Source organism: Sphingosinicella sp. (assembly GCF_041916975.1).
Lineage (GTDB): Bacteria > Pseudomonadota > Alphaproteobacteria > Sphingomonadales > Sphingomonadaceae > Sphingosinicella.
In genome coordinates this window covers 2,653,709-2,666,302 of record NZ_JAYRYK010000001.1, presented here as the reverse complement: position 1 = coordinate 2,666,302, position 12,594 = coordinate 2,653,709, and the positions used below count along the sequence as shown (strand labels likewise).

Here is a 12,594-nt window from a genome sequence, read left to right as displayed (position 1 = left end):
CCTCCCGAACGTTTGCGTCAGCGTGTGAACGCCTGTGCGTTCCCAGCATCGACGTTGATCATGTTGCCCGTCGACTTGGAAGAGGCTTCAGACGCGAAAAACGCAACCGCCTCCGCAACGTCGGCCGGAAGCACATCGCGCTTCAGCAGCGAACGGTTGCGATAGTGAATCTCCAGCGCCTCTCCGGCATCGATCCCGTGCGCGCCCGCACGTTCCTGCCGCCACTCGCCGTCCCAGATCCGGGAGCCCTGGATCACGGCATCGGGATTGACTGTATTGACGCGGATGCCAAGCGACGCGCCTTCCAGCGCGAGACAGCGCGCGAGGTGCAGGGCCGCGGCCTTCGCGGACGCATAGGCCGAGGCGTTGGTCGCCGCGGCGATGCCGTTCTTCGAACCGATGAACACGATCGATCCGCCACCCGATTCCCGCATCAGACCGAACGCGGCACGCGCCGACAGGAAGTATCCGCGCGCAAGCACATCGTAATTGCGCTGCCAAAGCTCAAGCGAGGTTTCCTCAACAGCCGCGGAGGAGGCAATTCCGGCGTTCGCGACGAGGATATCAAGACCGCCGAAGGCCGCGACGCAGGCATCGAAAGCGCCTTTGACCTGGGCTTCATCCGTAACGTCGCAGGCCGCATAGCGCACCAGATCCCGGCCGTAGCGCTGTTGAAGGTCGGCGTGCACGGCTTTGACCGCTTCGGCGTCGCGATCGAGTAACATTACGCAGGCGCCGTCTGCCAGAAGCCGCGCCGCCGTTGCAGCACCGATGCCCCCGGCGCCGCCGGTGATCACGCCGATCCTGCCCGCAAGCGGACGCGGCGGCGGCATTCTGCGCAACTTCGCTTCCTCAAGCGTCCAGTATTCGATGCCGTAGGCTTCCTGTTCGGGAAGACCGACATAGCGGCCGATGGCTTCGGCGCCACGCATCACATTGATCGCATTGCCGTAGAACTCGCTGGCAAGTCGGGCGGTCGTGCGATCGCCGGCGATCGCGATCCGGCCGATGCCGGGGATCAGCACGATAACGGGGTTGGCATCGCGCATCGGTGGATCACCCGGCACAGCGCAGCGCGAATAATATGCGGCATAATCCGTGCGATACTGCTCCACGGCTCCGGCGAGATAATCCTTGTCTTCCAGACGGACGGCATCGAGCACGAGCGGCGCGATTTTCGTGCGCAGGAAATGATCCGGACAGGAGGTTCCCAGCGCCGCGAGGGGAGCGAAATCGCGTGCACAGACGAATTCCATGGTTTCGGGATCATCGCAGACGTGCATCACCTTGGCGTTACCGGTGCCGACAAGGCCGCGAAGTCGGGGCATCAGGGCGACAATCGCGGCGCGGCGCGCGTTCGGATCACGCGGTTCCACTGCACGGCCGCCGAACGCGGCCTGGGTCTTCATGGATGTGTTGAGATAGCCAGCCGCGTCGCTGATCAGCCCCACCGTGCGCCGATAGCAGGCGCGCGCATCGTTGCCCCAGCAGATGAGACCATGCCCGGCGAGGACGACGCCTTCGAGCTCCGGGTTCGCCTGAACCAGATCGCGCAGTTGCAACCCCAGCGCAAAGCCGGGCCGCTTCCAGGACAGCCAACCGATGCGGCCGCCCCAGATTTCGCGTGTGGCGGCTTCGCCGTTCGAAGAAGCCGCAAGCGCGATGACCGCATCGGGGTGCACATGATCGACGTGCGCGAACGGAAGATAGGCGTGGAGCGGCGTATCGATCGACGCCGCCCGCGGATTGAGCGCGAACGTACAGTGCGGGAGATAGCCGACCATCTCGTCTTCGTGCTCTATGCCGCGATAAAGCGCCTCGAGCCCGAGCAGCCGATCGAGATAGAGCGTCGAAAATCCATCGCGCTTCATCGAGCCGATGTCGCCGCCCGATCCCTTCACCCACAGCACGGTGACACCGGCGCCGGAAAGCGGATCGATACCGGGAAGCTTTCCAGACGTGTTGCCGCCACCGAAATTGGTGATCGTGAGATCGGCGCCGAGAAGATTTGAGCGATAAAGCAGAAGATCTTCCGGAGACATCTCCGAAGCCGCCGCGTCATCCCAACGATCGGCGGGGATAGCAAACGGCAGTGCCGCGAAATTTTCCGAGGCAGGGCGCTCGCTCATGTCGTTCATCGACTTCTTTCTACGTCTTCGAATGTGCGTCCCGCATATCAAATGCCATTGCCACATTCAATCTTTTTCGATAGATATTGATCATCTTTTATCATCATCCTGAGCGTATGGAGACGGAAAATGATCGCAGCTTCCGTCGGCGATTACCGCGCGATGGCGAGGCGGCGACTGCCGCACTTTCTGTTCGAATATATTGACGGCGGCTCCTACGCCGAGGTGACGCTTGCGCGGAACCGATCGGATCTGGAAACGCTGGCGCTGCGTCAGCGCGTGATGCGCGACATGTCCGGCCTCGATCTCACCACGACCCTGTTCGGCGAGACTATGGCCATGCCGGTGATGCTTGGCCCGGTCGGCCTTGCAGGTATGAACGCGCGGCGCGGCGAGGTTCAGGCGGCGCGCGGGGCGGCAACGGCCGGCGTGCCGTTCTGCCTCTCCACGGTTTCGGTCTGTCCGATCGATGAACTGCGCGCGGCGAGCCCCGCGCCCTTCTGGTTCCAGCTTTACATGATCCGCGATCGCGGCTTCATGCGCGACCTCCTTGCCCGCGCAGACGCGGCGGGTTGCCCGGCGCTCATCTTCACCGTCGATATGCCGGTGCCCGGCGCCCGCTACCGCGATGTGCGATCGGGTCTCGCCGGAGCCGCGGGCCTGCAGGGCGCATTGCGGCGGTTCGCGCAGGCAGCGATGCGGCCGGACTGGGCGTGGGACGTCGGCGTGATGGGGCGGCCGCATCACCTCGGCAATATTGCCCCCGTGCTTGCCGGGCGCACGGGGCTGGAAGATTTCTTCGCCTGGATGCGCGGCAATTTCGATCCGGCGATCCGCTGGTCCGACCTCGATTTCATACGCGCCGAGTGGAAGCGTCCGCTGATCATCAAGGGTATCCTAGATCCGGAAGATGCCATTGCTGCCGCGGACGCCGGTGCCGACGGCATCGTGGTATCGAACCACGGCGGCCGGCAGCTTGATGGCGCGCTATCGACGGTGGCGGCCCTGCCCCAAATCGTCGAGGCTGTCGGCGAGCGGCTCACGGTGCTGGCCGATGGCGGAATTCGATCCGGACCCGACGTGCTCCGCATGATGGCGCTCGGCGCGCGCGGTGTGCTGCTCGGCCGGGCCTGGGCCTACGCGCTTGCGGCACGCGGCGAAAGCGGTGTTGCGCACATGCTCTCGCTGATCGCGCAGGAAATGCGCGTGGCCATGACGCTGACGGGATGCTGCCGAGTGGAGGACATCGGTCCTCACTTACTCGCGTAAACGCGCGCAAATCAAAACCGTGGGAGGGTTACGAAAAATGCAGACGCAACTAACCGACGAAGATATCCGCTTTTACCGCGACAACGGATACATGATCCGGCGGAACTTTCTCGATGCCGAGCAGGTCGCTGAACTGCGAAGCAATGTGCTTGCCGCGATCGCAGCGATGCCCGGCAAGCGGAAGATTGCCGGCGCGGGCGCCGATCTTGTCGAGGGTGATGCCTATTATGATCGAGTCTTCACCCAGCGGATCAATCTCTGGCGTCTGAGCGACGTGGTGCAGCGCTATATGCAATCTCCCGCGCTTGGTGAAATGCTCTGCAAGCTCGAAGGCGTGGATCGGTTCCGCCTGTGGCACGACCAGGCTTTCATAAAGGAGCCGTTCGGAAATCCGACCGCACTCCATATCGACAATCCCTATTGGTCATTCCACTCGCGCCAGTCGATATCGATCTGGATTGCGCTTGAGGATGCCACCCTGGAAAACGGCTGCCTGTGCTTCCTCCCGGGCAGCCACAAGCTCGCGCGCTATGATAACGTGTTTCTGCGCGACGAATTCGGCGCAATCATGGAAATCTATCCGGAGATGAAGTCTATCCAGCCCGTACATGCCGTGATGCGTGCCGGCGATTGCAGCTTCCACAACGGGCTGACCGTGCATGGTGCAGGCGTGAACATGTCGACGGGACGGCGGATGGCGATGTCCTGCGCATATATGCCGGACGGCGCCGTGTTCAATGGCCAGCAGAATGTCCTGCCCGACAGCTATTTCTCGAAACTTCGTGTCGGCGATCCGCTCGACAACGACGAACTCAACCCGCTGATCTGATCCGTGCCTGCGCGCGAATGGCGTCGATCATCGCCATGTTCGCCACTGCATCCGCGCCGCCTGTAAGCGGCTGCACTTCGCCGCGCAAAGCAGTGACCACGTGGTCAAGCTGCGCGGCGAATGTCGTGACCGGATCGACCTCGAGCCGCGTGCGCATCCCACCGCGTTCGAGCACAGCTTCCGCACCGCGATGAGGCATCAGGAAGCCCCGAACCATGAGCCTTCCGGACGTACCGTTCAGGATGATGCCGCTCGATGGGACGGACGCACGCATCGATGCGTGCAGGGTCGCGCGAGCGCCCGATGCAAAGCTGAGGCGCGCAGCAACAGCCCTGTCCACACCGCGCTCAAATGCCATGCGCGCATCCGCGACCTTCGCGTCGCCGAGGAGTGAACGCAACGCATGGATGGGATAGCAGCCGAGATCCATAAGCGCGCCGCCGCCCGCTGCCGCCGACCAGCGATGCTCGCCCGCATCGTCCGGTATCGGATAGCGTAGCCAAGCGCGCGCGGAGACGACGCGCCCGATCGCACCATCCGCAAGAAGCACCTCCAACGTCCGGAACAGCGGATGATACCGATAGTGAAACGCCTCGATCAGAGAAACGCCCGTACGGCTGGCCGCCGTGACCATGGCTTCGGCTTCGCCGGCATTCAGCGCGAACGGCTTCTCGCAGAGCACAGCCTTCCCCGCGCGAAGTGCGCGCTCGGTCCATTCGCGATGCAGCATCGGCGGCAGCCCGATGTAGACGAGGTCGATATCCTCCCGTGCCAGCATGGCATCGTAGCTCGCTGCCCAGAAGGGAATTTCGTGGGCGCGCGCAAAGGCCTGCGCGCGCGCTGCATCGCGTGCGGCGATGCAGAGCACTGTGATGTCGCTGTGGTCGCGCGAAGGCGCGATGATTGCCGGGACCGCGATGCGGCCGGCACCGAGAATGCCGATCCGTATCTTCGCAGTCATGACTGCGTTACGGCGAAGCGAACATCGAACTGCCGGAAAGGCTCCAGCGGCCCCGCCTCGAACGTGATCTGATCGCCTTCGTCGTACCACGCAAGACTGGCGCCATCGGGAACGCGGGTTACACTCGCACAGACCATTCCTTCCGGCACGGTCACCCGAACGGGGGCAGCTGGCACCGGCAGGGCCGGAAATTCCGCCGGATAGGCGAGGAGCGAAATCCGCAGATCATGGCCCCCATCGGAAAACGCGGTCATCCACACGGACGGATGCGTTTCGACCGAAACGCGCGGTGCGCTGGGCATCAGACTACGGATGAGGCTGATGAATAATTCTTCCTGATCCGGTGCCTGCACAGCCTCGATATCGGCTGCGCTGTAAATCACGACGCCCGAACCGGTCGCCTTGCGCAGGATCGCGGGTGTCTCCGTCGTTGTCCAGGGCGGCGACGAATGGATGCTCGCCCAGTTCATGTCGCTCGCCGTGCCCCCGGCCGGGTATCCGTAGGGCAGGCCGATCACTGCCAGCGTTTGCGCATCTTCCGAACGAACGCTTGTGGCTCCGGTCCTCGCGTCCGGCCCGCGCCAGTGTGCGACGGCGCGCGATGCGCCCTCCGACCGCGTGTCGATGACATACACGAGCCGCCCCTCGAACGCGCCCGTGCGCGTGCAGCCGAATACATCGGCGAGACCAGGATTCTGCCGTGGACCGCCATGCACGTCGTAGAGCGAGGTGTCGCGGCTGGCATACAGGCGGCCACCGCCTGCAACATAGGCGCGGAAGGCTGCACATTCGGCGTCGCTCATGCGGATCGCATTCGGCAGCACGATCACCGGCCAGCGCTGCAGTTCGCCGATGTTGGCGGCTGACAAGACGCCGAACGGGATATGTGCGCGTTGCAGCGCGCGGCAGGCCCCTGCGAGCGCATCGAAGTGCGGATAGTCGGGAAGGCTGCCGGCGGGCGCAGCTTCCAAAGGAGTCGGCCCTACTGCGGGATTGAACCGTGACAAATCACTGAAGTAGAGGCCAACATCTTCCACGGGAACATCCGTGGACCGCGAAAACGCAGCAGCGGCGGCGAAGCCCGCCCCGATCCGATCAGCGACGGCAGCATCCAGCCGACCGTCGGGGTCGATGGCTGCGATGGCGAGGAATGCGGCGTTGGAGGCTGCGGCTGCGAGCGCCTTCGTTTGCATCTCGGGAGCCGGCCGCAAGCGTGTGTGTTCGATGAGACTGGTCGCAACCGTCGTCATGAACTCCGGCGGCCGGCTTGGCGACAGATTGAGCATCAGGCGGGTAATAAGCAGCTGCTCGGCCCGATCCCCGTAGAAATCCCCGCCGAGGAAATCATGCCCGGCGACGGACGCAATGCTGATGCCCCGGGTCCAGTTCGAAACGGCGAGCGCGAAGTTGTGATAAACGTCAGCGTCCGGCTTTTCCGCTTTTACCCAGCCGCGGAGCTGAATCGTCCATTTCGCAAGCCAGCGTTCACGCGCCGCCTGGAACCGCGTCCACGCCGGATCCGACCAATCGACCATCGAGGGGATGGCGGCACCATCCTGTTCCCGCGCATATCGGGAAACACATGATGAACAACGGCAAACGCCATTCCACCACATCATGTCGAAGAACACCGCATCGACATCGTAGCTGCAGATTTCGGCGATCTGCGATTGAACGAACGCGCGGTAGCCTTCCGCATTCAGGCAAACGATACCGTAGCGTTCGCGCGGCAGAATACCGACCGTCGCGGCGGCGGCCGGTTGCAATCGCCAGTCCGGATTGTCGGTCCAGACCTGATTGTTGAAATTGACGCTGTAGTAGGCGCAGACTGGCAGGCCATCAGCGCGCAGCGCGGCAAGCGTCTCTCCGGCGAGATCGCGGTCACGCGCTGCGGCGTGACGAACCCCCGTGCGCGTCGGCCAATAGCAGAGCCCGACATGGCTCTGGAAATAGAGCATGACGCCATCCGCGCCCATTTTTCGCGCCGCCTGCGCGATGGCTGCCGGATCGTAGTTTGCCAGAAATCCCGCATCCCAGTCCGGGATGTGCATGTCGACCAGCAATCGGTGACGACTGTCGCGATACCGCTTCGCGGAAGGTGCTGTCACTGCAGCGTGCCGCCGACATCCGGCGCATCGGGGTCTTCTTCCGGCCCGAAATAGCGCAGGATCACCAGCGGTTCGGTCGCCGAGAGATTCTCGTATGTCACGCCCGCGCGCGCCGCGGTGTGACTGACGAAAACCTCATCCTCGGTGAGTTCGTGGAAACCGATCATCGCGGGCGAACGAACCGGCAGGTTGTTCACCGCGCCGCGACCCTGCACAACGATCAGGCTCGTCGCGCCCGGCTCGGTGATCGTGCAGCGGCACCCCGGATCGACGGTCAGTTCCCGCGCCGTGAACCACTGCTTGCCCTTGACGCGCCCATATACGACCCAGCGATCCGCATAGCCTTTCGCACGCGTATCGGAGACGGGCACGGGCTCGAGATAGTGGTTGCGCTTGAAGTTCGGATCGACGTTCGATTCCCAATCGAGCTGCTCGACGAGGTGGTCGAGATCGTCGGCGCGCGCGGGCGCGACATCCTTGACCAGAAGGTCTCTGGGAACGGCGCGCCCTTCGCAGAGGTTCTGGTACATGCCGAACACGTCCGATCCCCATTGCGGCTCGTACGTGCAGAGCGAGCCCGGCGCGTGCAGGATGCCCGGCCCGACGAGCCAACCGCTTCCGGGCCGGAGACGGTACGCCGCGGAGAGATCGAGAATACCGTTGTCGCCTTCCTCCCAGCGCGCCAGCGCTGCGCGGACATCGGCCTTCGTCGTCCCCGGCACCAGACCGAAGAAGGTGTGCGGAAAGGCATTGTCGACCGCGTTGTGCTGCGGCGGAAAATAATAGCCTTCAGGTTTGCCTTCCTGACCGACCAAGCCTGCGTGATACGCATCCTGGTGCATATGGAGCGGGATCGGCCCCATATTGTCGAAGAACTTGGAATAGACCGGCCAGCGACCGTAGGTCTGCCACAGGCTTGGTCCGATCAGGGTTTCCCCGCGCGCGGCGACGGCATCGCGAAGCGTGAAGCGGTGCGCGCCATCGACGACATAGCTGAGCCCCTCGTCGTGCACGCGGTCCTCGTTCGCCGCTTCAGTCGTCGAACCGAACCAGCGCTCATCTATCCCGCCCCGCGAAAGTCCGAACGCATAAAGATCACGCGGATCAAGCTTCAGCCGGCGTCCGGGATGCAGAAAGGAGCGCGGGACCCAGCAGGGTGCCAGCCGCAACAGGCCGCCACCCCGCTCAAGCGCCGCGTCAACCGCGCTGCCGACATCACCTTCCAGAGTCCGAAGCGCACGAATATCCCGCGGTTCGGCAGCACGATCCAGCATTGATCCCTCCCCAGGCCTGTCCCGGCCCTAGAACTTCACTCTCGCGCCAACCGTAAAGTAGCGGTTGTCGAGATCATAGAGGTTCGGAGGCGTCGGGAAACCAAGACCCGCGGAGAACCGGTTGCCGATGAACGGCGGCTTGCGGTTGAATAGATTGTTGACGGTTCCGTAGATCTCGAAATCGCCACCAAGCCCCTGCACCTTCATGGTCGCCGTGATGTCGGTGTAGAAAACAGCACCGATCTTCGGCTTCGCGAAGACCTGCCCCGGAAGCGGCGGCATCTGGGTGATGCTGCCGATGTACCGCTCCTGCACGAACAGGCTGAACGCGCCGATCGTGTAGTCGAGGCTCACGTTGCCGCGCCACTTGGGAAGCGAAAGCTGGTTGCCCGTGTTGTAGAAGCCGGCCTGCTGCGTCTTCACGCCACCGACGGTATCGATGTAATCGAGCGTCCGGCTGAACTGTGCGCGCGCACCAAGCTCGCCACCGCCGATCTCGCTGCGATAGGAAAGATCGAAGTCGATACCGCGAGCAAGGCGGCTGTTCAGGTTGATCTGCTGCAGCACGATCTGCTGGATCGCGTCGGTCGCCGGATCACGCGTGATCAGCGAGCACGCAACGGTATCGCCGCGATGGCACGCATCCAGCGTACCCTGCGATGTCGTCGCGCTCAGCGCGCCGTTGATATCGATCTCGTAATAATCAACCGACCCCGAGAATCCGGGAAGCCACGAGGGCGTATAGACGAAGCCGACTGTCAGCGTATCCGCCTTTTCCGGCTCCAGATTCGGATTGCCCTGCGTGCGCGTGATGGCGATCACGTTGGTTTGACCGGTAAGCGGATCGGTGAGGCCCGGCTGGAAGGCGTTGACCGGCCCCGCGAACAGCTCGAACAGGTTGGGCGCCCGGATATCGCGCGAGCGCGCGGCGCGGATGCGCAGATCCTCGAAGGGCTTGTAGGTAAGACCGATCTTCCAGGTCTCCACGCCGCCGCTGTTCTTGTAGTCGGTATAGCGGAAGGCTGCATTGAGATCGAGCTCTTCGGCCAGCGGCGCATCGCGCAGCAGCGGGACGAGCGCTTCGATGAAACCTTCCTTCACGTTGTCGCTGGCATCCGCGGTACCGAAGTTGCCTTGGTTCCAGCCGCCGTAGCGACACGTCGCCAGCGTCGGGCAGAATGCACCCGGGAAGCCTCGGATACCCGTCGCCTGAATCTGACCGACGGCGATGTCGTTCGACTTCTCGAGGAGGCTGCGCTCGCGGTACTCCGCGCCGAGCGCAACGGAAACCGGGCCTGCGGGGAGCTCGAAAACATCACCCTGGATTTCAGCGGCGAACACGTCCTGCGTGTTCTTCACGAACTGGCTGCTCGTTCCGAGCGCGTAGTCCTTCGAAGCCTGCGAGGGCGCCCCCTCCCCGAACAGATTCATCGGCGCACATCCCGGGTAGGCACCGGGATTGGTGAGCGTGACGCGGCAGACAATGTTTCCGCTTACCGGGTCGACGACGGCATCAGCGGCGGCATAAAGCTTCGCAAGGTTCGAGACGTTGTGGACACGTCCCTTTAGACGCGTTTCACCGTGACCATAAGAAACAGCCCAGCTCCAGGCGTCCCCAAGCTTGCCTTCAAGGCCGAGATTCACGTCGAAGGTGTTGTTGACATAGTCCAGACGCATGGGGCCGATGTCGCGGTTGAAACGCGCCAGCCGGAAGGACTGAGCACCGGCCATATCCATCTGCTGGGCAACGGCATCGGGCAGGTAAGCGTTGTCCCGGAAGATCGTGTAAGCGGCGGCGCCCGACCTGTGATCGGCCAGCACATCGCCCTCGGTCTTGGAGACGCCTGCGTTAACGCGGACATAGGCAGAGAGATTGTCCGAGAAATCATACGACAGGCGGCTATAGACCTTCTGCGTTTCCAGCGACTGCGCCGGGTCTGCAAGATTGTTGAGAATGCCGTCGCCGCCTATTGTGAATGCCGGAGAGCCGGGAATTGCCGTGCCGAACTGGAATACGCCCGTGCCGCCACCGGCAAGGAATTTTGTGCCCGCGAGGGGAGCCCCCGCATTGGCAACCGGAAGGCCTGAAGCGTTGACGATCACGCCGCCATAGGTCGAGACGTTGTGCCGAGCGCCGGCAACCGTTTCATAGGGCGTCGCTGTTGTTCCGTTGCCGGCGAGGAATGCCCCCCGACTTGAGGTCGGCCGATCGTTCAGTGAGGAGATGCCACCGATCCGGAAGTGCTCCACGCCGATCACGAAATGGCCGCGCCCTTCGCTGAAACTCGCACCGCCCGCGATGCCGAGCTTTACGGTTTCGTCATCGCCATAGTTCGAAATGCCGAACTGGCCGTTCGCCTTGATACCTTCGAAGCGATTGTCGATGACGTAGTTGACGACGCCGGACACCGCATCCGAACCGTAAGCCGCGGACGCGCCGCCGGTCACCACGTCGACGCGCTGGATCAGCAATTCCGGCAGCAGGTTGACGTCGACATCACCACTTTCGCGCGTCGGCACGACGCGGCGGCTGTCGAGCAGCACGAGCGTACGCGTGGTGCCGAGACCACGCAGGTTCAGATAGTTGCCGACAGAGGAAACCTCGCAGCAGAACGTGCGGCTGCGCGATCCGGAGAATTGCGGCAGACGGTTGAGGCCGTCTGCAATGCTGGTGGGCACGGAGAGGAGGAGATCCTCGGTGGTAGCGACGGTAACGGGGGTCGGCTGATCGTAGCCGTCGCGCTGAATGCGCGAACCAGTCACAAGAATGACGGCGTCTTCATCGGTCGCATCGGTTGCCGACGCTTCCTGCGCATGGAGCGGCGCCGCTGCAAGAAGGGCACCCATCACAAGACCCGTGCCCGCCAGGAGACGTGCAACGTTCGATGAAACAGTCCGAGTCTTCATTGGCATTCTCCCCCTTGGATCAATAAGGATACCTTTGTCGGCATCTTCGATTCTCATTAATGATGACAAAAAATGATTATTTCAATGAGAAAATGCGCATTACGGTCCTCAAGTTTTCATTTTGTGTCATTTCGATAGATTGGCGGACACCACGACTACGCGTTAATGCGTTGAATAAGACGGAAAATGCAGGTTAAACCATAACAATGAGCCATGATGGCTTGTTTCACGATCATTTGTGGTCGAGATGAAGCGGGAACACCGGGAGAGTTTGCAATGCACGCGGCACAGCGCGAGCAGCTGATCATCGAAATGCTTGTCGAGCGTGGGTTCGTGTCGTTTCCCGAACTTGACAAACGGATCGATGCCTCGCCGGCAACCATTCGCCGCGACCTGGAAAAACTTGAGAACAGCGGCCGAATCATTCGCGTACGCGGCGGCGCGCGCCTCGCCCGCGCAGAGGATGTGGAGCCGGACGCCGGCCACCTGCGCGGTGTCCCCTTTCACGAGAACCTCTCCCGCAACCGGCCGGCAAAAGAGGCGATCGGCCGGGCGGCCGCCCAGCTCTGTCGCAGCGGCGATTCGATCATCATCGATGGCGGCTCGACGACGCTGCAGATGTGCCCCTATCTCGCGCCGCTCAGCCTGCATGTGCTCACCAATTCGCTGCATATCGCGTCGGCACTCCTGCCGCAGCAGAACACCAGTATTTCCGTGCCCGCTGGGACGGTTTTCCGCGAGCAGAACATCATTCTTTCACCTTATGAATCCGATGGCACGGAAGGCTACCGGGCCTCGCGCATGTTCATGGGAGCCTCGTCGGTGGGCAGCCACGGCGTCATGCAGACCGATGTTATTCTGGTGCAGGCCGAACGCCGGCTGATCGGTCTTGCCGACGAACTCGTCATTCTCGTCGATTCCTCCAAGTTCGAAGCACCGACCGGCCATGCCGTATGCAGTCTCGCGGACATCGCCGTGCTGATCACCGACGACCGAATCACCGACGCCACAGCCCAGATGGTCGAGCGGAAAGTCGGCAAGCTGATCGTGGCGAGCAATTAACGTCGACGATTTTTACGCTCTTTTCTGATCATTCTTGACGCATTTTGATTGAACC

General features: G+C 62.7%; 8 protein-coding genes. 3 read left to right on the top strand and 5 right to left on the bottom strand.

The features are described from left to right. Window positions 1–17 precede the first annotated feature (17 nt). The gene (locus ACE3TJ_RS12585; protein WP_374596629.1) at window positions 18–2,138 is read right to left on the bottom strand and encodes a bifunctional rhamnulose-1-phosphate aldolase/short-chain dehydrogenase; all 2,121 of its coding nucleotides are present in this window, start codon (window positions 2,136–2,138) and stop codon (window positions 18–20) included. Between the two features lie 120 nt (window positions 2,139–2,258). Here ACE3TJ_RS12585 and lldD point away from each other — a divergent pair, with 120 nt between their 5' ends. Next, entirely contained in the window at window positions 2,259–3,398 is a 1,140-nt protein-coding gene (lldD, locus tag ACE3TJ_RS12580) for an FMN-dependent L-lactate dehydrogenase LldD (protein ID WP_374596627.1), read from the top strand. A gap of 37 nt (window positions 3,399–3,435) precedes the next feature. Beyond that, window positions 3,436–4,227, top strand: coding sequence for a phytanoyl-CoA dioxygenase family protein (locus ACE3TJ_RS12575; RefSeq protein WP_374596625.1), 792 nt, complete (start codon window positions 3,436–3,438; stop codon window positions 4,225–4,227). Here the strand turns inward: ACE3TJ_RS12575 and ACE3TJ_RS12570 are convergent. The 4 genes from ACE3TJ_RS12570 to ACE3TJ_RS12555 are packed head-to-tail and all read right to left on the bottom strand — an operon-like array spanning window position 4,211 to window position 11,477. Then, window positions 4,211–5,188: a Gfo/Idh/MocA family protein gene (locus ACE3TJ_RS12570; protein ID WP_374596623.1), complete on the bottom strand. Its 978-nt coding sequence runs from the start codon at window positions 5,186–5,188 to the stop codon at window positions 4,211–4,213. The two genes, ACE3TJ_RS12575 and ACE3TJ_RS12570, sit on opposite strands and share 17 nt — an antisense overlap. Then, the gene (locus ACE3TJ_RS12565; protein WP_374596621.1) at window positions 5,185–7,296 is read right to left on the bottom strand and encodes an alpha-L-fucosidase; all 2,112 of its coding nucleotides are present in this window, start codon (window positions 7,294–7,296) and stop codon (window positions 5,185–5,187) included. Before ACE3TJ_RS12565 ends, ACE3TJ_RS12570 begins: the two co-directional genes overlap by 4 nt. Further along, window positions 7,293–8,570, bottom strand: coding sequence for a hypothetical protein (locus ACE3TJ_RS12560; protein ID WP_374596619.1), 1,278 nt, complete (start codon window positions 8,568–8,570; stop codon window positions 7,293–7,295). Before ACE3TJ_RS12560 ends, ACE3TJ_RS12565 begins: the two co-directional genes overlap by 4 nt. A 27-nt stretch (window positions 8,571–8,597) precedes the next feature. Then, window positions 8,598–11,477 (bottom strand): TonB-dependent receptor domain-containing protein, encoded by a 2,880-nt coding sequence (locus ACE3TJ_RS12555; protein ID WP_374596617.1) that lies wholly within the window; start codon window positions 11,475–11,477, stop codon window positions 8,598–8,600. 276 nt (window positions 11,478–11,753) lie between these two features. Between ACE3TJ_RS12555 and ACE3TJ_RS12550 the strand changes: the two genes are divergently transcribed. Continuing rightward, window positions 11,754–12,539, top strand: coding sequence for a DeoR/GlpR family DNA-binding transcription regulator (locus ACE3TJ_RS12550; protein WP_374596615.1), 786 nt, complete (start codon window positions 11,754–11,756; stop codon window positions 12,537–12,539). The last annotated feature ends 55 nt before the right edge of the window (window positions 12,540–12,594 follow it).